The sequence below is a fragment of the Streptomyces sp. NPDC001927 genome (assembly GCF_053594455.1).
The window spans coordinates 495,864-519,807 of the sequence record NZ_JBSFEN010000006.1; the positions used below are offsets into that span (position 1 = coordinate 495,864).

A 23,944-nucleotide genomic window follows, 5' to 3' on the forward strand; every position below is an offset into this window, starting at 1 on the left:
AGGACCCTTCCATGACCACCAGCACCGGCTTCGACGTCCGCAGGATCGGAGGCCGTATCGGCGGGGAGATCCTCGGCGTGGACCTCGGCGCCGAGCTCGCCCCCGCCGTCGTCACCGAGATCAACTCCGCGCTCCTGGAACACAAGGCGCTCGTCTTCCGCGACCAGCGGCTCGACGAGGCGGGCCAGCTCCGCTTCGCCTCCCTCTTCGGCGAACTCACCACCGCGCACCCGACCGTGCCGTCCGTCGAAGGCCAGCCCCAGATCCTGCCGGTCGACGGCGACGAGGGCATCCGCGCCAACCAGTGGCACACGGACGTCACCTTCGTCCGTACGCCGCCGAAGGCGTCCACCCTGCGCGGCATCGTGGTCCCGCCGTACGGCGGCAACACCCTGATCGCCAACTCGGGCGCCGCCTACCAGGACCTGCCCGAGCCCCTGCGGGAGCTGGCCGACAAGCTGTGGGCGGTGCATACGAACGACTACGACTACGCGGCCCCGAAGAGCGAGAAGGCGGCCGAGCACCGCAAGCAGTTCGTCTCCCGGAGGTACCGCACCGCCCACCCGGTCGTCCGGGTCCACCCCGAGACCGGGGAGCGGGGGCTGTTCATCGGCGGCTTCGCCCAGAGCATCGTCGGGCTCAGCCCCTCCGACTCCCGCGACCTGCTGCGCCTCTTCCAGTCGTACGTCACCCGCCCGGAGAACATCCTGCGGGTGGTCTGGCAGCCGGGCGACCTGGTCCTGTTCGACAACCGCATCACCCAGCACTACGCCCCCGACGACTACGGCGACCTGCCGCGCCTGCTGCACCGCGTGACCGTCGCGGGCGACGTCCCGGCCGGTGTCGACGGCACGCTCAGCCATGTCATCGAGGGCGACGACGCCGCCCACTACACCCCCGCGGCGGCCTGAGCCCCGGGGAAGCACGGATCTCCCTGAACACACGTCGAGGCGCCTGACCTGGGTTTCCACCCGTCAGGCGCCTCTCGTGCGTCCATCTACGGCTCCCCCGGACGCGTGTCCTCCGGATTCGGTTGCGTGATCACGATCACTCTTGTTCCTGGGTTTCCGTGTCAACCGGGGGACCCTCGGCAGGCGTATGCGGGGTGTAGTCGGAGATCCGGGAGTGTTCGTTGACCGTCGAGGAGTTCGAAGAGTTCTACGCCCACGCGGTGGCGCGGCTCACGGGCCAGTTGTACGTGATGCTCGGCGACCTGCACGAGGCGCAGGACGTCGTCCAGGAGGCCTTCGTCAAGGCGTGGAACCGGCGGCGGCAGCTCGACCGGGACGGACAGCCCGAAGCGTGGATCCGTACGGTCGCGTGGCGGCTCGCGGTGAGCCGTTGGCGGTTCCGTCGGCGTACGACAGAGGCGTGGCGGCGCGGCGGCGCGCCGCCGTCGGTCGAGGGCCCCGAGCCGGACCACCTCGTGCTCGTCGACGCGCTGCGGGAACTCCCGCCGCAGCAGCGGCGCACCCTCGCCCTGCACTACCTGTGCGACCTGAGCGTCGACCAGGTCGCCGCCGAGACCGGTCTGTCGACCGGCACGGTCAAGACCCACCTGTCCCGCGGCCGGGCGGCACTCGCCCACCGGATCGAGGACCCGCGCGGCGAGCGTCCCCGCGCCGAAGACCAGCGGGGCGAGCGCCCCGGTACCGACCACCCGTCCGGCGAGGAGGCACACGGTGAATGAGTCCCGCGACCCGTCCCACGACGGCCCGTCCCACGACCCGCTGAGGTCGCTCTTCGAGGCAGCCGCCGACGCGGGCCGGGCCCGCGCCTCCTACCCGCCGGCCGCCGAGATCAGCGCCCGCGGGCAGCGCGTCCACCGGCGCCGTCTCGCGGCCCTGGCCGTGGGCGCGTGCCTCGTCCTGGGCGGCGGGGGCGCCGCGCTCGCCACCCTGCTGCCCGGCTCCTCGCAGCCGGTCGTGCCCGCGATCACCCCGTCGGTGAGCGGCCCGACTCCGTCGAGTACGAGCACGAGCGACACCCGCCCGCCCGCCATCGGCACCACCACCTCCCCGCCGCCCACCCCTCCCGGCTCCGTCGCGCCGGGCGCCACGACCACCGCCCCGCCCGGCGGGGCCGACTAGGCCCGTACCCCACCCCGCCCTTCCGGGACCGCCACCGCATCTGAGGCCGTCCCGCGCCCCGCCACGCCCTCAGAGAGAAGCAGACGCCCCCCTATGACCCTCATAGAACGAGATGTCCGGCCCCCCGCACCGGCGGCGCCGGCAGCGGCCGTACGCGAGCCAGGCCGTGAGGGGGCTCGGCGCCTCCGCCTCGACGCGGGCGACCGTGACGTCCTGACGCTCTATCTGTTCACGCGCGTCGCCCTCCTCCTCACGGCGTACTGCACGGCCTGGCTCTTCCCGCGCGATCCCGAGTCCCACCACCCGGAGCCGTTCGGGGCCGTCGTCGGACAGTGGGACTGGAACCACTACCTGAACATCGCCCGCGACGGCTACTTCCCGGACGACCCGGCGGCCAGGCCCGCCGAGTGGGACAACAGGGAGGCCTTCTTCCCCGGCTTCCCGCTCCTCCTGAGGGCGTTGCACCCCTTCGTACGCGACTGGACCGCCGCCGGACTCCTCATCTCCTTCGTCGCCGGAGCGGTCGCCGTCCTCGCGATGGGCCGCATCGCCCGGCTCCACCTGCCCCAGGTGGCCGACGCCCGCCGGGCCGTCCTCCTCCTGCTCGTCTCGCCGTGCGCCGTCTTCCTCGCCGTCGGCTACACCGAGTCCCTCTTCCTCGCCTTCGCCCTGCCGGCCTGGCTCGCCGCACTGCGCCACGACTGGCGGCTCGCGGCGCTCCTCCTGGCCTGCGCGACCACCGTGCGCGTCAGCGGCCTCTTCCTCCTCGCCGCGCTCCTCGTCCACTTCGCCCTGACGGCCCGTCGGCGCGGCGAGCTGCGCCAACTGCCGTGGCTGGCCCTGCCGGCGCTCCCTCCACTCCTCTACTTCTGGTACCTGTACGGGCACACCGGCGACTGGATGGCCTGGAAGCACGCCCAAGAACGAGGCTGGTACCGGGAGTTCCACGCACCCTGGGAGGCCTGGAGCACCACGTGGGAGGCCGCCTTCGACCACGGCTACACCGCCCCGTACGCCCTCCTGTGGCAAGCCGAGCTCATCGCCATGGGCGTCGGCCTGGTCGTCGCCGTCCTCCTCGCGCGCGCCCGTCGTTGGCCCGAGACCGTCTACATCGCGCTCAGCCTGTGGGCCCTGGGCACCTCGTACTGGTACATGTCCATCCCCCGCGCCACCCTCCTGTGGTGGCCGCTGTGGATCGGCCTCGCCTGCTGGACGTCCCGCAGGCCCCGGCTCTTCGCTGCCTGGCTCTGCGTGTCGGTTCCGCTCTCCGTGGTCCTCGCCGTGGCCTTCTTCTCGGGGCGCTGGGCGGGCTGACCTGCTGCCGCTGCGGGGGCGGACCGCCTATCCGGTCCGGTCCGCCGCGCCGACGGGGTCGGACGCGCCGAAGGCGCGCCGGTAGGCGGCGGGCGAGACGCCGAAGGCCGTTCGCATGTGCGCGCGCAGGGAGTTGCCGGAGCCGATGCCCGCCCGGTGTGCCACGAGGTCGATGGGGAGGTCGGTGGTCTCCAGGAGCTGCTTGGCCAGTTCCAGGCGCTGCGCCGTGAGCCACTGCACGGGCGTCATCCCGACCTCGTCCCGGAACCGGCGGGTGAACGACCGCAGGCTCATCCGGGCGTGCTCGGCGAGTTGGCCGAGGGTGAGCGGCTCCCCGAGGTGTTCGAGGGCCCAGGCGCGTGTCGCGGTCGTGCTGGCGAGGGTCGGCTCGGGCACGGGCCGGTCGATGAACTGGGCCTGCCCGCCGTCCCGCCACGGCGGTACGACGCACATACGGGCCGCCCGGTTGGCCGCCGCGGCGCCGTGGTCGCGGCGGATCATGTGCAGGCAGAGGTCGACCCCGGCGGCCACCCCGGCGGAGGTGAGCACGTCGCCGTCGTCGACGAAGAGCACCTCCTCGTCGAGCTTGACCTCGGGATACGCCTGCCGGAACTCGGGGGCCAGATTCCAGTGGGTGGTGGCCGGCCGGCCGTCGAGCAGACCCGCGGCGGCGAGGACGTACGAACCGGAGCAGATGGACACCAGGCGCGTCCCTGGCCGAATCCCGGCGATGGCCGCGGCGACCTCGGGCGGCAGCGGGCCGCCGCGCCCCAGCTCGGGCATGGCGTGCGTCGGCGGTACGACGACGGTGTCGGCGGCGGCGAGCGCCTCGGGGCCCGCCGCGGGCTGGACGACGAAGCCGGCGTCGCTCAGGACCGGCGCGCCGTCGGCGGTGCAGACGGTGACCTCGTACAGGGGGCGGTCCTCGGCGTCCTGGACGCTGCCGAAGACGCGGGACGGGATGCCGAGCTCGAAGGGCGGCACTCCGGGCAGGGCGAGCACCGCGACGCGGTGCGGTGTCGGCGCTGTCGGGGTCGTCTCGTCCATGTCCAAGCCCATGGCCAAATCCTGGCACATAGTGGCCGGAGGGCCAACACCACGCGAGGCCGGGACGCGGGATCGTGAACGAGTCGCCGCCGGAGAGGTTCCGGCGGACGCCGATCGAGAAGGAACGAGGCGGAGAAGCATGCGTGCGGTGGTCGTGGAGCAGTGGGGCGGTCCGGAGAAGCTCGTGGAGCGCGAGGTGGAGCGCCCGGAGCCGGGCCTGAACGAGGTACTGGTGCGGGTGCACGCCGCCGGCGTGAACCCGGTGGACTGGAAGACCCGCGCGAGCGGCGCCCTCATCGAGTGGGGCACGCTGCCGATCGTCGGCTGGGACGTCTCCGGCACGGTCGAGGCGGTGGGCCCCGGCGTCGGGCACCTCCACCCGGGCGACGAGGTCTTCGGGATGCCGCTCTTCCCCCGGCAGGCGGGCGGGTACGCCGAGTACGTCGTGGCGCCTGCACGCCACCTCGCGCCGAAGCCGGCGTCCCTCACCCACGTGGAGGCGGCTGCCCTTCCGCTCGCCGCGCTGACCGCCTGGCAGGCCCTCGTGGACGCGGCGGACGTACAGCCCGGCGAGCGTGTGCTCGTGCACGCGGCGGCCGGCGGCGTGGGCCACCTCGCCGTCCAGATCGCCAAGGCACGCGGCGCGTACGTCATCGGCACCGCCAGCTCCGCCAAGCACGAGCTGCTCCGGGAGCTCGGCGCGGACGAGGTGGTCGACTACCGCGAGGCCCGGTTCGAGGACGTCGTCTCCGACATCGACGTGGTGCTCGACGGGCTCGGCGGCGAGACGGCCGAGCGTTCCCTGAAGGTGCTGCGGACCGGGGGTCGGCTCGTCACCCTCCCCGGCCCGGACGACGTGCCCACCGCGCCCGACGGGGTACGGGCCGCATGGGTCCTGGTCGAGCCCGACCACCTGGGCCTGCGCGAGATCACCGCCCTGGTGGAGAGCGGCGCGGTGCGGCCGGTCGTCGACACGGTCCTGCCGCTGTCCGAGGCCGCGAAGGCCCACGAGCTCGGCGAGCTGGGGCGTACGACCGGCAAGATCGTCCTGTCGGTCGTCTGACGTCCGGCGCGGCGGCCGGGCGGCTCACGCCTGCGGGGCGAAGGGACCGTGGAGGGCGGCCCATTGCAGCAGCAGGACGGTCTTGCCGTCGGCGATGCGTCCGTCGAGGGTCATGGCGAGGGCTTCGGTGAAGGGGAGTTCCAGGACCTCGATGTCCTCGCCCTCGGCCTCGACTCCGCCGCCGGCCCCGGTCCGGTCGGCCGGGGTGTAGGGGGCGGCGAAAAAGTGGAGGCGTTCGGTGACGGAGCCCGGGCTCATGTAGGAGTCGAGGACGTGCGTGAGCGGCCCGAGGACGACACCGAGCTCCTCGGCGCTCTCGCGCCGGACGGCGGTGTCCGGGTCGTCGGCGTCGAGCAGCCCGGCGGCCGCCTCGATGAGCATGCCGTCGGGGTGGCCGTTGACGTAGGCGGGGTAGCGGAACTGCCGGGTGAGCAGGACGCATCCGCGGCCGGTGTCGTACGGCAGGACGACCGCGCCGTTTCCCCGGTCGTACGTCTCGCGCTGCTGGGTCTCCCACCGTCCGTCGCGGCGACGGTAGTCGAAGGTGGTCCGCCGCAGGACGTGCCAGCCCTGCGAGGTGAGTTCGACATCCCGGACGACGACGTCCGGGTTGCGGCGCAGGTCGCGTCCGGCCCGGTCGAGACCGGTGCGGCCGCGGTGGTCGGGGGTGTCGATGCCGGGGCGGGCGGATGCGGTTCGGTCGGTCATGGGGCGCTACAGTACATGCAGAAACGTGCAGAAACAGGAGAGAGTGTGCATGCTGGCTGCTGAGCGACGTGACCACCTGCTCGCCCTGCTCGCCCGCGAGGGCAAGATCGTCGCCAAGGACGTCGCCGCCGAGCTGGGGATCTCCGAGGACAGCGTGCGGCGCGACCTGCGCGACCTCGCCGCCGAGGGGCTGTGCCAGCGGGTGTACGGGGGCGCGCTGCCCGTCTCCCCTGCGGTCGTCGACTACGCGGCCCGGCAGGCGGTCGCCCCGGACGGCAAACAGAAAGTCGCGTCGCTGGCCGCGGGCCTGGTGCGGCCGGGCGGTGCCGTGATCCTCGACGGCGGTACGACCGCCCTGGCCGTCGCCCGGGCCCTCCCGCAGGAGCTCGCCTGCACGGTGATCACGCACAGCCCCACGGTCGCCACGGCTCTCCTCGACCACCCACGGGCCGAGCTCTTCCTCCTCGGGGGCCGCGTCTTCAAGCACTCGGCGGTCACGTGCGGCGCCGCCGCCGTCGAAGCGGCGCAGAACGTCTCCGCCGACCTCTGCCTGCTCGGCGTCACGGGCGTCCACCCCGAGGCGGGGCTGACCACCGGTGACGCCGAGGAGGCGGCGATGAAGCGCGCCCTGTCCGCGCGGGCCGCGGACACGTACGTCCTCGCCTCCTCCGAGAAGATCGGCACGGCGTCCCGCTTCCGCGTCCTGCCCTGGCCGAAGGTCACCGCCCTCCTCACGGACGCCGCCCCGAGCAACCCCGTGGTGAAGCAGATCAAGGCACTCGGCGTGGAGGTCCTGACCGCCCACCGGTGACAGGCCCCGCGTCGGGGCTCGTGTTCGGGTCGGGTGCCGTCACATGTTCTTCATGGCGTGTGCATGGTCCTGGCGCCGCTCCCCCGCGCATGATCGGCGGAACGCCCGCCCTCCCGCACCCGGACCCGAGGAGCAGCCCTCCATGTCCAGCCGCCGTACCTTCCTGGCCGGTTCGACCGCCGCGCTCGGTCTGACCGCCGTCACCGCGACGGCCGGCCCGGCACGCGCGACGCCGTCCGTGACCGTTCCGGACCCGAGGGAGGGCTCGGCCACCCGGCCGCCGAACTTCGTCGTCGTCCTCGCCGACGACCTCGGCTACGGAGAGCTCGGCGCGTACGGCCAGAAGCTGATCACCACCTCCCGCCTGGACCGGCTCGCCGCCGAGGGGCTCCGCTTCACCGACGCCTACTCCACCGCCGCCGTCTGCGCCCCGTCACGCGGCTCCCTGCTGACCGGACTCCACACCGGCCACGCCACGGTCCGCGCCAACCCCTCCTCCGGCGGCCAGGGTTCGCTCACCGCCGACGACACCACCTTCGCCGAGGTGCTCCGGGCCCGCGGCTACCGCACCGCCGTGATCGGCAAGTGGGGGTTCGGACCGGAGGCCGCCGGCCAGGACAGTCACCCGGCAGCCCGGGGCTTCGAGGAGTTCTACGGCTACATCGACCACAGTCACGCGCACCAGTACTACCCCGCGTACCTCTGGCACAACGACGTCAAGGAACCCGTCCCCGCCAACGCCGGTGGCGTGAAGGCGGTGTACGCCCCGGACCTCCTGGAGCAGCGCGCGCTGGAGTTCATCGGCAGCCACGCCTCCGAGCCGTTCCTCCTCCTGCTCACCCCGAACGTCCCGCACGCCCCCAGCGACATCCCCGACTCCAGCGCGTACGCCGACCGGAGTTGGTCGGCCGCGAACAAGGGGCACGCGGCCCAGGTCACGTACTTCGACTCGCTCGTCGGCAAGGTGGTCGACCGGATCCGGGAGCTCGGCCTGGAGCAGGACACGATCGTCCTCGTCACCAGCGACAACGGACCGCACGAGGAGGGCGGGGTCGACCCCGACCTGTTCGACGCGAACGGCCCGCTGCGCGGCTACAAGCGCAACCTCTACGAAGGCGGCGTCCGCGTTCCCCTCGTCGCCTGGGGCCCCGGCCGGGTCCGGCCGGGCACGAGCGACCGCCCCACCCCGCTCACCGACGTCCTCCCCACCCTCGCCGAGCTCGGCGGCGCCCCCTCCCCCACCGACGTCGACGGGCTGTCCGCCGCGCCCGTGCTCGCCGGCAGCGCGAACGCGGCGCGCCATGGGCACCTGTACTGGTTCCGCGACGAGCGGGGCGTCACCGGCCGGGCCAACGCGCAGGACGGTGGGCGTGCCACCTGGCTCGCCGAGGCGGTCCGCAAGGACCACTGGAAGGCCGTACGCTTCGCCCCCGAGCGGGACCGCAACCTCCCCGACGCCCAGTGGCAGGTGGAGCTGTACGACCTGGCCACCGATCGCGGCGAGACACGGAACATCGTCGACAAGCACCCGGCCAGGGCGGCGGAGCTGGTGGCGCTGATGCGCTCCTCGTGGAAGGACGCCTACCCGCGCGTCCCGTTCGGGGCCCGGCTGACCCTGCCCGGTCTGGCCGTGCCCGGTCAGGCGTTCACTGTGACGGGCACCCTCGACAACGGCTCCTCCCGCCCGTGGACCGCGGCCTCGCTCGCTCTGCGCGCCCCCGCCGGCTGGACCGTGACCCCCACCTCCCCGGTGACCGCGGACCACCTCGCCGCCGGTGGTCGGCTCACGGCCTCCTGGCGGGTCACGCCGCCCGCGCACACCGCCCCGGCGAATACCTGGACACTCACCGCGGAGGGCGGCGCCCTCACCCCGGCCGGACCGGTGCGCTACCCGGCCACGGGTACGGTCCCGACCCCGCCCGCTGCCCCCACCCGCGACTCGTACCTCTCCGACCTCGCCTGGATCAGCGCCTCGAACGGTTGGGGACCGGTGGAGCGCGACACGTCCAACGGCAAGAACGCCGCCGGCGACGGCCCGTCGATCGCCTTCGCCGGTACGACGTACCCCAAGGGCCTGGGCGTCCACGCGCCCAGCGCCATCGCCTTCCATCTCGGCGGGCGCGCGGTCCGGTTCACCTCACTGGTCGGCATCGACGACTTCTCCGCCAAGCAGAGCACCCTCGGCGCCACCCGCGCCAAGGTGTACGGAGACGACCGTCTGCTGCTGACCACCCCGACCCTCACGGCGGCCACCGGCCCGGTCCAGCTCGACCTGGACGTGCGCGGCGTCCGCGTCCTGCGGCTCGTGGTCGAGGACGCCAACAGCCGCACGTCCTTCGACCACACCTCCTGGGCCCTGGCCCACGTCACGGTGGCCTGACTCTTCCCCGTGCTCGCGCTACGCGAGGTCGGCGGCCACCCGGAACCCGATGTTGCCGGTCGAACTGTCCGGTGTGTTGGAGCTCCGGGCGGCCACCCGGTAGCGGTTGCAGTACGAGTCGTGGCACAGGTACGAGCCGCCGCGCATCGCCCGTGACCTCTCCTCGCCGGGGGTGAACCAGTCCGCGCACCACTCCCACACGTTGCCGACCGTGTTGTAGAGCCCGAAGCCGTTGGGACGGAAGGAGGTCACGGGGGCGGTGCCCACGTGGCCGTCGGCGGCGGTGTTGAGGGTCGGGAACTCCCCCTGCCAGATGTTGCACATGTGGCGGCCGCCGGGCGTGAGTTCGTCGCCCCACGGGTAGCGGCGCTGTTCCAGGCCGCCGCGGGCCGCGTACTCCCATTCGGCCTCGGTGGGGAGGCGGGTGCCCGACCAGGCGCAGTACGCCATGGCATCGTGCCAGGAGACGTGGACGACGGGGTGGTTCTGCCGGTCGGTCACGTGTGAGCCGGGGCCTTCGGGACGGCACCACGAGGCGCCCTCCACCGCCCGCCACCACGGAACGCCCTGCACGGGCGGGGACACGGCGGACACCTCCTCTCCGAGGAAGGCCCCGAAGGTGAAGGAGAAGCCGAAGCGCTCGGCCTCGGTGACGTGTCCGGTCGCCTTGACGAAGGCGGCGAACTGGGCGTTCGTCACGGTCGTCGCCGCGATCCGGAAGGGTTCGACGACCGCCTCGCGGACCGGCCCCTCGGCATCGTCCGGAAACCCTTCCGGGTCGTCGGTGCCCATGAGGAAGCGCCCTCCGGGCAGGGTGATCAGCTGCCGGGCCACCCGGGAGGGCGGGAGCGGTCGGCGAGGAGGTGCGAGGGTCGCGACGGGGACGTCGGAGTGACCTGGGGTGCAGCATGCGGGCATGACGGCTCCGTCGGAACGAGGAAAGGCCGGCCCCCGCGCCTCGCGACACGGGTGCCGGCCGATGGTCGACGTGGCGGCGCGCAGTGAGGTTCCTGCTGCCACGACCCCGACGGTAGGCGAGCGGGAACGCCCGTTCCATGTACGGCGGATGAAATGGGGTACGCCGGCCCAGACGCCGTCGGTTGCGGACTGGCGGGGGGGAGGAGCTCCAAGCGCGCGCCAGCGTGGCGGTGTTGTGCCATGGCGGGATTCCGCCCCTCCACTTCCCTGTCGCGGCGGCGGCTCCTGGATTCAATGGGCTCCCTGTGAAGTTCCCGACACCTTCAGGGAGTTGGTACAGCGGATGAGATCGAGATCGAGGACCGCAGCCGTCGTCGTGGCCAGTGCCGCCGCGCTGCTGGCCACCGGGCTGCCCGCAGCCGCCGAGCCGGAAGCCCCACGGCCCGGGTCCGCTCACGCGATCCTGCCGGGGGGTGCCGTGCCCGGGCAGCGGAGCGTCACCCTGGTGAGCGGGGACCGGGTCACCTTCGCCGGGAGCGGGAGCGACCTTCAGGTCAGCGGCGTCACTCCGGGAAGGGGCCGGGAGCACATCGCGTTCACACGGGCCCGAGTCGAGGACCACGAGTACGTCGTCCCCGTCGACGCCACGCAGCCGCTGGCCGACGGACGGGTGGACCGACAGCTCTTCGACGTCACCGCGCTCGCCGCGCAGGGGTACGACGATGCCGCGCGAGCGGACATCCCGCTCATCGCGACGGCCCACGCCTCGCCCGCGTTGCGCGGCTCCACCCAGCGGGAGACGTATCCGGCGCTCGGGCTGACGGCCCGTACCGTACGCAAGTCGGAGGCGGCGACAGCCTGGCAGGGCTTCCTCGCGGCGACGGGCACGTCCGGCGGCGCAGCACGTACCGCCGCGGCCGGGAAGCTGTGGCTCGACGCCAAGGTGAAGGCGAGCCTGGACCGGTCCGTCGCCATGACCGGCGCGCCCGAGGCCTGGCGCAACGGCCTCGACGGCAAGGGCGTGAAGGTCGCGGTGCTCGACACCGGCTACGACCCGGCCCACCCGGACCTGAGGAACAAGGTCACCGCGGAGCGGAACTTCACCTGGGACGAGAGCGTCGCCGACCGCAACGGCCACGGCACGCACGTCGCGTCGACCGTCGCCGGAAGCGGCGCCGCCTCACAGGGCCGGTACAAGGGTGTGGCGCCGGGGGCCGACCTGCTCGTCGGCAAGGTCCTCGACGGTGGCGGCTCCGGTTACGTCAGCTGGATCCTGGAAGGGATGGAGTGGGCGGCCGGTCAGGACGCCGACATCGTCTCCATGAGCCTCGGCTCGAGTCTGCCGAGCGACGGCAGTGACCCGCTGTCGCAGGCGGTGGAGACCCTGTCGGCCGACGGCGGACCCCTCTTCGTCGTCGCCGCAGGCAACGACGGCGCTCCGCGCACGATCGGTGCGCCGGCGGCGGCGCCCAGCGCTCTGACGGTCGGGTCGGTGACGAAGGAGGGCGCCATGTCCTCGTTCTCCTCCCGCGGTCCCGCCGTCGCCGACGCCGGCGTCAAGCCCGAGATCACCGCACCGGGCAGCGCGATCACCGCGGCCCGCGCGGCGGGCACGCTCGGCGACGCCGCGAACAGCGCGTTCTACGCGACGCTCAGCGGCACGTCGATGGCGACCCCTCATGTCTCCGGTGCGGCCGCCATCCTCAAGCAGCGGTATCCCGAGTGGGACGCGTCGCAGCTCAAGGCGGCCCTTGTCGCCAGCGCCGACCCGGTCGCCGCCGCGGGTGTGTACGAGCAGGGCTCGGGCAGCGTCGACGTGCCCGGCGCGCTTGCGTCCCGGGTCACCACCGCCCCGGCCGCGGTGTCCGCCGAACTGCCCTGGCCGTACGCGGGCACGCCCACCCGTACGGTCACCTATCGCAACAGCGGCGCCAAGGACGTCCGGCTCAGCCTCTCCGTGCGCGGGAAGGCCCCGGTCACGCTCACCGCGCGGCAGCTGACGGTCCCGGCGGGCGGCACCGCTTCCACGACCGTACGGATCGACACGAGCAGGGTCTCCCCCGGCGCGCACAGCGCCTGGATCACCGCGCGGGGCAGCGACGGCAGCACGACGCGTACACCCGTCGGTGTGGACGCGGAGGGGCCGAGCGCCACACTCACCCTCGAACCCGCGGCGAAGCGGGCCGGTGTCGAGGCGGCGTACACGAACCTCGTCGTCCAGAACGAGAAGACGGGTGAGTCGCAGCTGGTCGGGCTCACGACGGAACCCGAGGAGATCCGGGTGCCGGTCGGCGACTACCGGGTCTTCGGCGGGGTGTGGGAGTACGTCGCGCACGGCGCGGCGAGCGTGCCCGAGACCTCCGTCGCCGTCGCCCACCGTGTCTCCCTGACCGGCGACCGGACGCTGAAGGTCGACGTGTCCGCGGCGAAGCCGGTGACCATGGGCATCGACGACCCGGAGATGCGGATCGACGAGCAGGGCTCGGCGACCGGGATCGTCTCGTCGACCGCGGCGGGCGCGCCCACGGGTCTTACCGCCCCGATCTTCGGCGGCGCATACACGTCGTACGCCGTGGGAAGCGCCCGGATACCCGGGCTCACGTACTTCTCGGCCGCCTCCTGGGAGCAGCCGTACGTCCTCGCCACGACGGTCGGCGGCGCCGCGGCCCCGGTGGACGTGCCGGTGCGTCTGGTGTCCTGGGGCCGCATGGACTGGGACCTGGAGAAGCGGGTCGTCGACGTGGGCGGCGGCGCGGACCTGACGGGCCTGGAGCTGAAGGACCGGATCGTCCTCTTCGAGGCGGGCTGGTCCGTGCCCTGGGAGGAGCGGGACCGGCGCTACGCGGCGATCAAGGCCCAGGCGCCGGCGGCGATCCTGATGTCGGGGTACGCGTCGTTCGACCCGGCGGATCCGCCGCTGGGCGTCGACGCGCTCGGCGTGGCGCTGCTGCGCGAGCGGCTCGCGCAGGGCGAGGTGACGCTGCGGATCAAGGGCGAACGCAACGGTGACCGCACCTACTTCACCTTCCACAAACAGGACGACGGTGTGCCGGCGGGAGCGCACTGGCAGGACCGTCGTCGTGACCTGGCCGCCGTGGAGCACAGCTTCCGCACGACCGGATTCCCGAACGATCCGAAGGGGATCTACGGCTGGGTGACCCACGAGGGCCTGCGGCTGGCGCAGCAGTCGACGCTGTTCCGCGCGCCGCACCGGATGACCGCGTACTACACGCCTGACGTGCCGTGGACGACGGCCACGTTCGAGTACGCGATCGACGCGGACGGCCCGCTCGGGGTGCAGTACTCGAACCCGACCGTGTACCGCGAGGGACGCACGGTCAAGGACAACTGGCTGACCGGCCCGTTCAACCCCTCACTGTCGGCGGAGGGCCCCGACGGCCGGGCGCAGGCCACCCGCGACGGGGACAAGCTCCGTCTCGCACTGCCGATGTTCTCGGACGCGGGCGGCCACCGTTCGGATCCGGCGCGGGATCTGGAGTCCGGCGAGACGGTGCTGCGCGACGGCTCGGGACGCGTGCTCGCGCGCAACGACGAGCCGGGGCAGGGCCTCTTCGACGTACCGCGTCGCGGGCAGTGGTACGAGCTGACGTCGACGGCGCACCGCGACCATCCCGACTGGTCTCTCGGTACGCATGTCACGGGCGTCTGGCGGTTCCGCTCGGAGCACACCGCCGACGAGCGCCCGCTGCCGCTGCTCGACACGCGCTACGACATGGCGGGCCTCGACGGCGACAACTCGGTCGCGCAGGACCGGGAGTTCACGTTCGGTCTGGGCATCGGACGCCAGGCGGGTGTGCGTGGCGGCACGGACGTGGACCGGGTGTCGGTGCGGTACTCCACGGACGACGGCGCCACGTGGCAGGAGGCGCGGGTCTCCGGGCGCGACGGCGAGCGGCGGGTGACAGTACCGGCGTTGAAGACCGGCTGGGTCTCGCTCGAGGTCACGGCCCAGGACCGCTCCGGCGCGTCGCTGACGGAGACGGTCACCCGGGCCTACCGGGTCGGCTGCCCGGAGTACTGGTGCTCGTACGCTCCGACCTGGCCGCACTGGCCGGCCGGATAGCGCGCAGGTGACGAGAGCACTGCGGGCCGGCCTTCCGAGGCCGCCCGCAGTGCGGCGTCAGGCCGGACCGCCCCGGGGGTCGCTCCGCCAACGCCGGATCACCTGCAGGCACACGGTCGCAGCGACAACGAGCCGCCGCTGCTCGCTCCCGGTCCGCCGGTCCAGCTCGACCCTGTACCCCTGCAGCCCGTCGAACGAGCGGACGACCGACACCGTGACCCGGCCGACCTCGCCGCCGCTGGAGTCCCGCACCAACCAGGTCTTGCCCAGGAGAGCCGTACGGGTGAGCCGCAACGCGCCGCTCCCGGCTCGTATCTCCAGCAGCTGGGTGTGGTTGATGCGGCCATGCGCGTGGACCTCGCCGATCGGCTGGCGGTCGGCGTCGGTCACCTGGAACCTCGGCCGGCCGAATGCCTTTCCGGAGACGAGGTCGACCCCCAGCAGGGGCCGGCCACCGAGGTCCCGGAGGGCGTACGCGAGCTTGCCGCACTCATGGAGGTGCGCCAGGACCGTGCCGTCCTCGGCCGCCAGGTGCATCTTCGGACCGCGATAGGCGCGCAACACGGACCGCCGCGGCTCGGCGAGGATCACCACGCCAAGCCCGAACACCTCAGGAACCGGCCACACTTCGCCGCCACCCATACCGACCCCTCCCGCAGGCGCTGCTCCCCACTCCCCATTGCCGCCGAGTATGACGCTCAACCCACGCCGACGACCCTGGAACGCTCATCGCCGAGGCGCTCGGCGGACCTCACCCGCCCGTGATCGCGACGACGAGCAGGGTGATGGAGAGCAGCACGACCACCACGCCCCCGACGACGAAGGCCCGTTCGCGGCCGAAGGGTTCGTGGCCCTGGACGACGACGTCGCGGGGGTCGGCCGGGTCGTAGCTGATCAGGAGGGTGTCGCCGTCGCGGATCGGGCGGCGGCCGGTCGGGCGGACGGGGCAGGCGACCTCCATCACCCTGTCGTCCTCCGTCACGAACTGGAGCAGCGTGGCGGGCTCCTCGCCGGGCCTTGCCGGGCGTCGCTTGACCAGGGCCGGAACACGGACGCCCGTCGCGCTCACGCGGCGCGCCTGGCGCAGGCCATAGGTGCCCGCGAGGGCGGCGAGCAGACCGCCGAACAGCATGATCCCCGCGAGCACGACCAGAGCCCCCGTGTCCACGCCACCTCCCTCGTCGGTGCCCACCACTCATTCTGGACACACCATCCCCCGGGCTCCGTCAAATTCATGACAACGTCGCGATCGAGTTCCATCAGGGCGCACCGCGTTTCCTCACGATGCCGTCAACGACCCCTATGGACGCACGGCCAACGCCTTACCCTCTGCGGTCATGGCACTGTGGACATGGCTACGGCAGCACTGGGACTGGCGACGGGAGACACTGCGCACCAACCTGTGGCTGATTCCCAGCCTCGAAGTGATCGGCGTCGTGCTGCTGTTCACCGTCACCTATCTCATCGACAGGGCGGCCTACCGCTCGGAGGTCACCCTGCCGTCGTGGGTGATGGCGGGCACCGCCGACTCAGGACGGCAGATTCTCATCGTCATCGCCGGAGCCCTCGTCACCGTGGTCGGCGTGGTCTTCTCCGTGATCATCGTGGCGCTGTCCCTGGCGTCCACGCAGTTCGGTCCGCGGATGCTGCGTACGTTCATCCGGGACCGCGGCGCCCAGTTCACCCTCGGCACGTACGTCGCCACCTTCGCGTACGTCCTCCTCGCGCTGATCAGCATCGCGCCGGGTCCCCAGGGCGACTTCGTCCCGCACCTCTCCATCACCGTCGCCATGGTGGGCATGGGGCTCGACGTGGCGATGCTCATCTACTTCATCCACCACATCACCGTCGAGATCCAGCTTCCGCGCGTCATCTCACGGATCGCGGCGGAGCTGTCGCAGGCCATCACCACCCAGAGCGCCAAGACGCGCGACGACGTGTCCGGCTCGGCCGCGGGGCCTTCGGCGGAGGAGCTGCTCGACCGGCTCGAGGGGTCGGACGGCGTCGTGTTCGTCCAGCAGAGCGGGTACCTGCAGTTCATCCGCCACCAGCACCTGGTGCGGATCGCGGCCGAGGCCGACGCCACGATTCTCCTGCCCTACCGCCCCGGTCACTTCCTCGTCGCGGGCAGCGGGATGGCGCGGGTCTGGCCGCCCGAGGCCGCGCCCGTCGTGCAGCGGGCCCTGGCCAAGGCCGAGGTGACCGGGCACTCGCGCACGCTGGCGCAGGACATCTCGTTCGGCGTGGACCAGCTCGTGGAGATCGCCATCCGCGCCCTGTCCCCTGCCATCAACGACACGTTCACGGCCATGACCTGCATCGACTGGCTCAGCTCCAGCCTGTGCAGGATCACCGATCACTGGGACCCCAGCGGTGTCCATCGTGACGCGGAGGGCGTGATCCGTGTGATCAGCACCGAGGTCGGATACGACCGGCTCGTGCAGCGGAGCTTCGAGAAGATCCGCCAGGCGAGCAGTGGCATACCCGCGGTGATGATCCGTCAGCTGGAGGCCCTGACCAAGATCATGGAGCGGGCCACCACCACCGAGCAGCGCGCGCTGCTGCTCCATCAGGCGGCGATGATCCACGAGGCATCGGGATCGATCCCGGAACCCTCCGACCGCGCCGATGTAACGCGCCGGTACGAGGCGCTGCGGGCTCTGCACGCCGATCGTGCGGCGGCACTGGTGGGCTGAGGGGCTGAGGGGCGCCTCCTCGCGCCTCCGGTCGGGGGAACCCTGACGCCTTGCGGGTCATCCCGACGGCGCCTTGTGGGTCATCCCGACCGGCTTGCGGGCCGTGCTCCCGCTCGGCCGCGTACCGGAGCAGTATCGTCCAGCGCGATGCGCCGGCACGCCGGGAACCGGCGCGCGCCGAGGAGGTGCGCTGTGACCGATCGCGGGCACGTAGCCGGTTCCGACGACGGATCGGCGTCACGGCCGTCCACGACTCCCGGTCCCGGCCCGCGTGAGGCGCTGCGCCTCGGTCTGGTGATCGGCGCTCTCGGCGTCGTGTTCGGCGACATCGGGACGAGCCCGATCTACACCCTCCAGACCGTGTTCAACCCGAGCGACCCGCACCCCGTACCGGTCAGCACGCAGAACGTGTACGGGGTGGTCTCGCTCGTCTTCTGGTCGGTGACGATCATCGTCACGGTCACGTATGTCCTCCTGGCGATGCGCGCCGACAACGACGGCGAGGGCGGCATCATGGCCCTGATCACTCTGCTGCGGCGGTGGAAGTCGCGACTGGGGCTGAAGACCGCCACCGTACTGGCGGCGCTCGGCATCTTCGGCGCCTCGCTGTTCTTCGGCGACAGCATGATCACCCCGGCCATCTCGGTGCTGTCCGCGGTCGAGGGGCTCAAGGTCGTCGAGCCGTCGTTGGAAGACCTGGTCGTGCCCATCACCGCCGTCATCATCGTGGCGCTGTTCCTGGTGCAGCGCAGGGGGACCGCGGCGGTGGGCCGGGTGTTCGGGCCGGTCATGATCGCCTGGTTCCTGGCCATCGGCGCGTGCGGTCTCGCCGGCATCCTCGACCATCCCGAGATCCTCAAGGCCCTGTCGCCGACGTACGCACTGGACTTCCTCTTCGGCCACTTCGGCACCGCCTTCTTCGCCCTGGCCGCGGTCGTGCTCTCGGTCACGGGCGCCGAGGCGCTCTACGCCGACATGGGGCACTTCGGCCGCCGGCCGATCACTCGCGCGTGGCTCGTCCTCGTCTTCCCCGCCTGCATCCTCAGCTACCTCGGCCAGGGCGCGCTGATCCTCGACGACCCGGCCAACATCAGCAGCCCGTTCTTCCTCCTGGTGCCCGACTGGGGGCGCTGGCCGATGATCCTGCTGGCCACGGCCGCGACCGTGATCGCCTCCCAGGCCGTGATCACCGGCGCGTACTCGGTCGCCTCCCAGGCGGCGCAGCTCGGCTACCTGCCGAGGCTGCGGATCGCGCACACCTCGGAGTCCGCCGTGGGCCAGGTCTACGTCCCGTGGATCAACTGGCTGCTGATGGTCTCGGTCCTCACCCTGGTCTTCGCCTTCCGCACCTCCACGGCCCTGGCCTTCGCGTTCGGCATGGCGGTCACCGGGACCATCACCATCACCACCCTGCTGTTCTTCTACGTCGCCCGGGCGAAGTGGGGGACACCGGTGTGGATCCTCGGCATCGGCGCCGCGGTCCTGCTCTCCGTGGACCTGCTGTTCGTGGCCGCGAACCTGACCAAGCTCGTCCACGGCGCGTGGCTGCCGCTGCTGATCGGCCTCATCGCGTTCACCGTGATGACCACCTGGCAGCGTGGCCGGGAGATCGTCACCAGGGAGCGGGCCGCACGCGAAGGCCCCCTGCGGGAGTTCATCGAAGAACTGCACAGTGGGCGGGCGTCCACCGTACGTGTTCCGGGAACGGCCGTCTTCCTCAACCGGGGCAAGGAGACCACGCCCCTGGCCATGCGGGCCAACGTCGACCACAACCACGTGCGCCACGAACACGTGGTGATCCTGTCGCTCGAGACCGAGCTCGTTCCCCGGGTTCCGGACGCCGAGCGGAGCGTCGTCGACGATCTCGGCCACTCCGACGACGGGATCATCCACGTCACCTCCCGGTTCGGCTACATGGAGACGCCGGACGTCCCCACCGCCCTCGCGACGCTGGACCCGACGACGACCGAGGGGAGTCTGCAGCTCGACCAGGCGTCCTACTTCCTGTCGAAGATCGAGCTGCGGCGCGGGAAGGCTCCGACGATGGCGCCCTGGCGCAAGCGGCTGTTCATCGCCACCTCCTACGTCACCGCCGATGCCGCCGAGTACTTCGGCCTGCCCCGCAACCAGACGGTCATCATGGGCTCGCACATCGAGGTGTGAGGGCGTGGCGTTGCCCACACAGAATGGCGATACGGAGAGATCTGGCGAGGTCTACGCGCGTCGGAATAGGCGCCGGTATATCGGAAAACACCATGCGGAATCCTTTCCGTTGGAGATATGAACACAACCGTTCGGCAAGAGGCGCGAATACCTCCCGGACCAGGAGAGAATTTCGGACGCACTGTCCAAAAAAGATCAAGAGGAAAAGATCCGTGCGACGAAGACTCTTCGGCATGACCGCCTCCGCGGCCGCATTCGGTCTCCTGGGCTCGCTCGTCACCGCCTGCGGCTCGTCCGGGAGCGACGGGACCACCTTGCGCCTCGTGGTTCCCGAGTACGGCAGCACTCCGGCCACCAGCTCCAAGGCCTACTGGGACGAGCTGACCGCCGCCTTCATCACCGCCCATCCCGACAAGAAGATCGAGGTGACGCTCTACCCGTGGGCCGACGTCGACCGCGAGGTCACGCGCATGGTCAAGGAGGGCAACGCTCCGGACGTGGCGCTGATGGGCGCGTACTCGGATTTCGCCGCGCAGGGCCGTCTTTACGCCGCCAACGAGGTCATGTCGATCAAATCGGAGGCGAACTTCCTGCCGCCGCTCGCCGAGGCGGGCTCGGTCGACGGCACCCTTTACGGCCTGCCCTTCGTGGCCAGCAGCCGACTGCTCTTCTACAACGAGAAGCTGTTCGACGAGGCCGGAGCGAAGCCGCCGCAGACCTGGTCGGAGCTGAAGGACGCGGCCGAGGCGCTGAAGAAGGAGGGCGTGCTCTACCCGTACGCGCTGCCGCTCGGCCCGGAGGAGGCGCACGCCGAGGCCCTGATCTGGGAACTGAGCAACGGCGGTGGCTACACCGACAGCACCGGTGCCTACAGCATCGCCTCCGAGCCCAACACGCAGACGTTCCGTTGGATCAAGGACAACCTGGTCGTGCCGGACCTGACCGGACCGGTCCCGCCGGCCCAGCTCAACCGGCAGGACGCCTTCGCGGCCTTCCTGCGCGGCGACGTCGGCATGGTCAACGGCTACCCGTCGCTCCTTCACGACGCGAAGGCGAAGGGCCTGAAGGTCGGCACCCTGCGCATGCCGGTGTCGGACGCGATGCGCGACGGGGAGGAGCCGCCAGCGGCGGGCATCGCCGACTGGATGATGGCCTTCAAGCACGACGGCAATCGCGAACTGGTGGGCTCGTTCCTGAACTTCGTCTACGAGGACAAGAACCTCAGCGAGTTCGCCGGGCGCTACCACCTGCTGCCGTCGACGGTGTCGGCCACCCAGGCGTCCCAGGACGCGGCGGCGGACCCCAGCGACGGGCAGTTCCTGGCGGCGCTGCGCAGTGCCCAGCTCTACCCGGTCAACGAACCGTCCTGGCTGCAGGTCAGCGACACCATCAAGCGGAACATAGGAAAGGCCGTCGCACCGTCCGCCGACCCGAAGAGCGTGCTGGAGCAGATCGCCCAGCAGGCCGCCCGGGACGAAGCTCAGAAGTAGCGGCGGCGCCGCGGTCCGCGGGGACCCATCTCCTCTCTCCCCGCCGCCAGTTGTCCCCTTCCGGCCCCTTCGGTCTTCACTCGACCTGGCCGAACGGCGTCGACCCGACGCCCCTCTCGTCGCTCGCGAGGCGCCCACAAGGTGCGCGGGGCGACGACCCTCCCCCTCCGGTGTCGACCGGGCCCGCACAGTAACGCGTAGAAACTTTGCGGCCGCTCTTGCCCGGCATAGCAAACGCTTACATCCTGTCGGGCAATCGGTGGCCGAACGCCCGCGCAGAGCCATGCCCGGACGCGGTTCCCCTCGGCACACCCCCCCCGCACGCCTTCGGAGGACACATGCCAGGACCGTTCGCACGAGTGCTCACCGGGCGGGTCACCGCCCTGCTGACCGCGTTCCTCGCGGTCGGCGCGATGGTCTCGTACGCGCCCGCCACCGCGGCGCCACCAGGGCAGGGCAGCACGCCCGCCGCCGCGGAACTGGCCGCGGGATACACGCTGGTGGAGAACGACTACCGGGCGGACGCCGGACTCGGGACCTGCCTGCGGACGTTCTCGGGCAGCAACGCCGTCGAGGTCGGCGACTGCACCGCCCTGGGCGGCCCCACCGACTACACCTCGATGCGCCAGTGGCAGGCCGTCGACCAGGGCAACGGATACTTCCTGGTGCAGAACAAGTACCGGGCCGACGCCGGGCTCGGGAACTGTCTGCGGACGTTCTCCGGCACCAGCGCCGTCGAGGTCGGTGAGTGCACCGGGCAGGGCGGCGCCACCGACTACACCTCCATGCGGCTGTGGCAGGCCGTCGACCAGGGCAACGGGTACGTCCAGCTCCGGAACAAGTACCGCGCCGACGCCCAACTGGGCAACTGCCTGCGGACGTTCAACGGCAGCAACGTCCCTCAGGTCGGCGACTGCGCCGCCCAGGGCGGTGCCACCGACTACGGCTCCATGCGCGGGTGGAGCGCCGACGCCTTCCTCGCGGGCTGGCCCGTGCGGCCGGTGACCGGTCAGAAGAGGGTGCTCCTGATGGCCACCCACTGGAACGACGCCACCCCCGTCGACCCCGCCCCCGTCGAGCAGGCGGTCCTCGGTGCCGGCTACCCCTCACTCCGCTCGTACGTCACCGAGGTGTCCGACGGGAAGCTGAACCTGACAGGTGATGTGCTCACGGGTGTGGACCTGGGCGCGCGTCCCGCCACCTGCGTGTCGGCGGACATCCGTGCGTCGGCACGGGCGGCGGCCCTCGCGCGGGGCGTGAATCCGGATGCGTACGACTACCTCTTCATCGACATCTCGCGCCATGCGGGCTGCTCCTTCGAAGGGCTCGCCTCCATGCCGGGGAACTGGATCATCTCCAACGGCGTGGGCCACAAGACGTGGATGTGGACCCACGAGTTCGGCCACAACCTGGGCTTTCAGCACTCCGACACGCTGCGCGCCTGCCCCGTCTCTGGCACCGTGACGCGGGTGAACGCCTCCTGCACGGCGGCGGGCGGGGACGACCCGACCGACACCATGGGCGGTGGGGGCATGCACCTCTACCCCGTCGACTACCGCCAGTTCGCCGGCTGGACCCCCGACGCCCAGGTCGTCAGGCCGACGAGCAGCGGCGCCTATCAGCTCGGAGTGCTCGGGGTGAGCGGGACCCAGGAGTTCCGTATCCCTCGCGGCGACGGCGGGTACCTGTCGCTCGAGTACCGCCGCGCCACCCCGCCGTACGACGACTACCTCTCGACCGATCCCCTGGTCAACGGCGTCATCGTCCGCATCGTGACCGCCGGCGGCACCGTGCACAACCGGCTCGTGGACGCCACACCGGGGACGGCGACGACCGACGACGCGCCGCTGGCCGCGGGCATGACGCTGACGGACGAGGTCGCGAACGCCGCCGTGAAGGTGTGCTCGGTCGGCGCCTCGGGGGCGGACCTGCGCATCAGCGTCGGCGGCACGACACCACCCGCCTGCTGATCCCTCACCTTCCCGGACCTCGGCCCGCACGCGTCTGACCGCGTTCGAAGTACGCGATCAGCTCCTGGTCGAGGTCCGGGACCTCGCGTGGCCTTCCGCCGTCCCGCAGCGACTCGGTGGCCCCCGCTCCCGTGGCGACGGCCATGCGGGCGGCCACCGGGGAGGTGTCCGTACGGCCTCCCTCGCGGGCGAAGCGCACGAACTCGTCGATCAGGAGCGGGTCGGCACCGCCGTGCCCTGCGTTGTCCTCGGCGGCGGGCACGGGGTACTCGGCGTCGGCGTCCGAACGGTAGCCGGAGCGGCGGGAGTTCCACACCTTCACCACTCCCCCGGGACCGTCGCCGAAGTTCTCCAGCCGGCCGCCGTCGCCGATGACGGTGTAGTTGCGCCAGTAGTCGGGGGTGAAGTGGCACTGCTGGTACGCGGCCAACACACCATTGTCGAGGCGCATGTTGACGAGGGACACGTCCTCGACGTCGATGACCGGGTTGAGCGCGCGCTGGGTGTGCGGTGGCCAGTGGCCGTCCTTGGTGTACCAGTCCTCGGCCTTGGGTTCGCCGGGCACTCGGCGGTGCGGGTTGTCCCCGTAGACCATCAGCTCCCCCATCGCCTGCACCTGCCGCGTCGTCCCGCCCGCGAGCCAGTGCAGGACGTCGATGTCGTGGGCGGCCTTCTGCAGGAGCAGTCCGGTCGTGCAGCGCCGTTCTGCGTGCCAGTCCTTGAAGTACCAGTCGCCGCCGTAGCCGACGAAGTGCCGTACCCACACCGTCTTGACCTCGCCGATCTCGCCGCGGGCGATGATGTCGCGCATCAGGCGGACGACGGGCATGTGGCGCATGTTGTGTCCGACGTAGAGGCGCGTCCCGGTCTCGTACGCGGTGCGCAGGATCCTGTCGCACCGCTCGACGGTGATGTCGAGGGGCTTCTCGACGAAGACCGGTTTGACCGCGCGCAGGGCCTCGCAGGCGAGGTCGGCGTGGGTGTGGTCGGGGGTCAGGACAAGGATCGCGTCGACGTCGGGATCCTCCACCACCTTCCGGTGATCGCCGCTGATCACGGCGCCCGGGAACGCGACGGCCGCCTCCGTCCGCGCCTGGGCGTCGTGCTCCGCGAGGGCGGTGACGCGGGAGCCCGCTCCCGGCCGGTGGGCGGTGCGCGCGAGGGAGCCGCGCAGTCCGTAGCCAAGGACTCCGAGACGGAGGTCGGTCAT

Annotated in this window: 18 protein-coding genes; 12 read left to right on the top strand and 6 right to left on the bottom strand. The window is 71.7% G+C overall.

Translation table 11 applies throughout. The features are described from left to right. The first annotated feature begins 11 nt into the window (after positions 1 to 11). From ACWCO8_RS19485 to ACWCO8_RS19500, 4 genes are all read left to right on the top strand, one after another. On the top strand, positions 12 to 911 hold the full coding sequence (locus ACWCO8_RS19485; RefSeq protein WP_451033262.1) for a TauD/TfdA dioxygenase family protein: 900 nt from the start codon (positions 12 to 14) through the stop codon (positions 909 to 911). Positions 912 to 1,132: 221 nt separating this feature from the next. Continuing rightward, the gene (locus tag ACWCO8_RS19490) at positions 1,133 to 1,690 is read left to right on the top strand and encodes a SigE family RNA polymerase sigma factor (protein ID WP_362009336.1); all 558 of its coding nucleotides are present in this window, start codon (positions 1,133 to 1,135) and stop codon (positions 1,688 to 1,690) included. Further along, positions 1,683 to 2,090, top strand: a complete 408-nt coding sequence (locus tag ACWCO8_RS19495; RefSeq protein ID WP_451033263.1) for a hypothetical protein — start codon at positions 1,683 to 1,685, stop codon at positions 2,088 to 2,090. Before ACWCO8_RS19490 ends, ACWCO8_RS19495 begins: the two co-directional genes overlap by 8 nt. A 93-nt stretch (positions 2,091 to 2,183) precedes the next feature. Beyond that, positions 2,184 to 3,404 carry a mannosyltransferase family protein gene (locus ACWCO8_RS19500; protein ID WP_451033264.1) on the top strand — a complete coding sequence of 407 codons (1,221 nt, stop codon included), beginning with the start codon at positions 2,184 to 2,186 and terminating at the stop codon, positions 3,402 to 3,404. 27 nt (positions 3,405 to 3,431) lie between these two features. Here the strand turns inward: ACWCO8_RS19500 and ACWCO8_RS19505 are convergent, their stop codons facing one another. Further along, positions 3,432 to 4,463 (bottom strand): GlxA family transcriptional regulator, encoded by a 1,032-nt coding sequence (locus tag ACWCO8_RS19505; protein WP_451033265.1) that lies wholly within the window; start codon positions 4,461 to 4,463, stop codon positions 3,432 to 3,434. Positions 4,464 to 4,590: 127 nt separating this feature from the next. On the opposite strand from ACWCO8_RS19505, the gene ACWCO8_RS19510 reads away from it, so the two are divergent. Further along, positions 4,591 to 5,514: an NADP-dependent oxidoreductase gene (locus ACWCO8_RS19510; RefSeq protein ID WP_451033266.1), complete on the top strand. Its 924-nt coding sequence runs from the start codon at positions 4,591 to 4,593 to the stop codon at positions 5,512 to 5,514. A 24-nt stretch (positions 5,515 to 5,538) separates the two neighbouring features. Here ACWCO8_RS19510 and ACWCO8_RS19515 read toward each other — a convergent pair whose 3' ends face one another. Continuing rightward, a complete protein-coding gene (locus ACWCO8_RS19515; RefSeq protein ID WP_451033267.1) occupies positions 5,539 to 6,222 on the bottom strand; it encodes an NUDIX domain-containing protein in 684 nt (227 codons plus the stop codon). 49 nt (positions 6,223 to 6,271) lie between these two features. On the opposite strand from ACWCO8_RS19515, the gene ACWCO8_RS19520 reads away from it, so the two are divergent. Both ACWCO8_RS19520 and ACWCO8_RS19525 read left to right on the top strand, forming a co-directional pair. Beyond that, a complete protein-coding gene (locus ACWCO8_RS19520; RefSeq protein ID WP_451033268.1) occupies positions 6,272 to 7,033 on the top strand; it encodes a DeoR/GlpR family DNA-binding transcription regulator in 762 nt (253 codons plus the stop codon). Positions 7,034 to 7,175: 142 nt separating this feature from the next. Then, a complete protein-coding gene (locus ACWCO8_RS19525) occupies positions 7,176 to 9,413 on the top strand; it encodes a sulfatase-like hydrolase/transferase (protein WP_451033269.1) in 2,238 nt (745 codons plus the stop codon). A gap of 18 nt (positions 9,414 to 9,431) precedes the next feature. Here ACWCO8_RS19525 and ACWCO8_RS19530 read toward each other — a convergent pair whose 3' ends face one another. Continuing rightward, positions 9,432 to 10,331, bottom strand: coding sequence for a formylglycine-generating enzyme family protein (locus ACWCO8_RS19530; protein WP_451033270.1), 900 nt, complete (start codon positions 10,329 to 10,331; stop codon positions 9,432 to 9,434). Between the two features lie 343 nt (positions 10,332 to 10,674). Between ACWCO8_RS19530 and ACWCO8_RS19535 the strand changes: the two genes are divergently transcribed. Beyond that, positions 10,675 to 14,415 carry a S8 family serine peptidase gene (locus tag ACWCO8_RS19535; protein WP_451033271.1) on the top strand — a complete coding sequence of 1,247 codons (3,741 nt, stop codon included), beginning with the start codon at positions 10,675 to 10,677 and terminating at the stop codon, positions 14,413 to 14,415. Between the two features lie 57 nt (positions 14,416 to 14,472). Here the strand turns inward: ACWCO8_RS19535 and ACWCO8_RS19540 are convergent, their stop codons facing one another. Continuing rightward, positions 14,473 to 15,057 carry a hypothetical protein gene (locus ACWCO8_RS19540; RefSeq protein ID WP_451033272.1) on the bottom strand — a complete coding sequence of 195 codons (585 nt, stop codon included), beginning with the start codon at positions 15,055 to 15,057 and terminating at the stop codon, positions 14,473 to 14,475. Between the two features lie 109 nt (positions 15,058 to 15,166). Continuing rightward, positions 15,167 to 15,583 carry a hypothetical protein gene (locus tag ACWCO8_RS19545; protein WP_451033273.1) on the bottom strand — a complete coding sequence of 139 codons (417 nt, stop codon included), beginning with the start codon at positions 15,581 to 15,583 and terminating at the stop codon, positions 15,167 to 15,169. A gap of 169 nt (positions 15,584 to 15,752) precedes the next feature. Here ACWCO8_RS19545 and ACWCO8_RS19550 point away from each other — a divergent pair, with 169 nt between their 5' ends. The 4 genes from ACWCO8_RS19550 to ACWCO8_RS19565 all read left to right on the top strand — a co-directional run bounded on the left by ACWCO8_RS19550 (position 15,753) and on the right by ACWCO8_RS19565 (position 22,734). Then, positions 15,753 to 17,111, top strand: coding sequence for a DUF2254 domain-containing protein (locus tag ACWCO8_RS19550; RefSeq protein WP_451033274.1), 1,359 nt, complete (start codon positions 15,753 to 15,755; stop codon positions 17,109 to 17,111). A 192-nt stretch (positions 17,112 to 17,303) separates the two neighbouring features. After that, the gene (locus ACWCO8_RS19555; RefSeq protein WP_451033275.1) at positions 17,304 to 19,274 is read left to right on the top strand and encodes a potassium transporter Kup; all 1,971 of its coding nucleotides are present in this window, start codon (positions 17,304 to 17,306) and stop codon (positions 19,272 to 19,274) included. Positions 19,275 to 19,486: 212 nt separating this feature from the next. Continuing rightward, positions 19,487 to 20,764 (top strand): extracellular solute-binding protein, encoded by a 1,278-nt coding sequence (locus ACWCO8_RS19560; protein ID WP_451033276.1) that lies wholly within the window; start codon positions 19,487 to 19,489, stop codon positions 20,762 to 20,764. Positions 20,765 to 21,102: 338 nt separating this feature from the next. Further along, complete coding sequence (locus ACWCO8_RS19565; RefSeq protein ID WP_451033277.1) at positions 21,103 to 22,734, top strand: hypothetical protein; 1,632 nt, start codon at positions 21,103 to 21,105, stop codon at positions 22,732 to 22,734. Between the two features lie 4 nt (positions 22,735 to 22,738). Here the strand turns inward: ACWCO8_RS19565 and ACWCO8_RS19570 are convergent, their stop codons facing one another. Beyond that, complete coding sequence (locus tag ACWCO8_RS19570) at positions 22,739 to 23,944, bottom strand: Gfo/Idh/MocA family protein (protein WP_451033278.1); 1,206 nt, start codon at positions 23,942 to 23,944, stop codon at positions 22,739 to 22,741.

What these genes read in the sequence shown, in the direction of transcription:
- ACWCO8_RS19515 (WP_451033267.1), bottom strand. Translation starts at nt 6,222, where the DNA reads ATGACCGACCGAACCGCATCCGCCCGCCCCGGCATCGACACCCCCGAC.
- ACWCO8_RS19550 (WP_451033274.1), top strand. Translation starts at nt 15,753, where the DNA reads ATGGCACTGTGGACATGGCTACGGCAGCACTGGGACTGGCGACGGGAG.
- ACWCO8_RS19520 (WP_451033268.1), top strand. Translation starts at nt 6,272, where the DNA reads ATGCTGGCTGCTGAGCGACGTGACCACCTGCTCGCCCTGCTCGCCCGC.
- ACWCO8_RS19485 (WP_451033262.1), top strand. Translation starts at nt 12, where the DNA reads ATGACCACCAGCACCGGCTTCGACGTCCGCAGGATCGGAGGCCGTATC.
- ACWCO8_RS19540 (WP_451033272.1), bottom strand. Translation starts at nt 15,057, where the DNA reads ATGGGTGGCGGCGAAGTGTGGCCGGTTCCTGAGGTGTTCGGGCTTGGC.
- ACWCO8_RS19535 (WP_451033271.1), top strand. Translation starts at nt 10,675, where the DNA reads ATGAGATCGAGATCGAGGACCGCAGCCGTCGTCGTGGCCAGTGCCGCC.
- ACWCO8_RS19570 (WP_451033278.1), bottom strand. Translation starts at nt 23,944, where the DNA reads ATGACCGACCTCCGTCTCGGAGTCCTTGGCTACGGACTGCGCGGCTCC.
- ACWCO8_RS19525 (WP_451033269.1), top strand. Translation starts at nt 7,176, where the DNA reads ATGTCCAGCCGCCGTACCTTCCTGGCCGGTTCGACCGCCGCGCTCGGT.
- ACWCO8_RS19500 (WP_451033264.1), top strand. Translation starts at nt 2,184, where the DNA reads ATGACCCTCATAGAACGAGATGTCCGGCCCCCCGCACCGGCGGCGCCG.
- ACWCO8_RS19565 (WP_451033277.1), top strand. Translation starts at nt 21,103, where the DNA reads ATGCCAGGACCGTTCGCACGAGTGCTCACCGGGCGGGTCACCGCCCTG.
- ACWCO8_RS19505 (WP_451033265.1), bottom strand. Translation starts at nt 4,463, where the DNA reads ATGGGCTTGGACATGGACGAGACGACCCCGACAGCGCCGACACCGCAC.
- ACWCO8_RS19510 (WP_451033266.1), top strand. Translation starts at nt 4,591, where the DNA reads ATGCGTGCGGTGGTCGTGGAGCAGTGGGGCGGTCCGGAGAAGCTCGTG.
- ACWCO8_RS19530 (WP_451033270.1), bottom strand. Translation starts at nt 10,331, where the DNA reads ATGCCCGCATGCTGCACCCCAGGTCACTCCGACGTCCCCGTCGCGACC.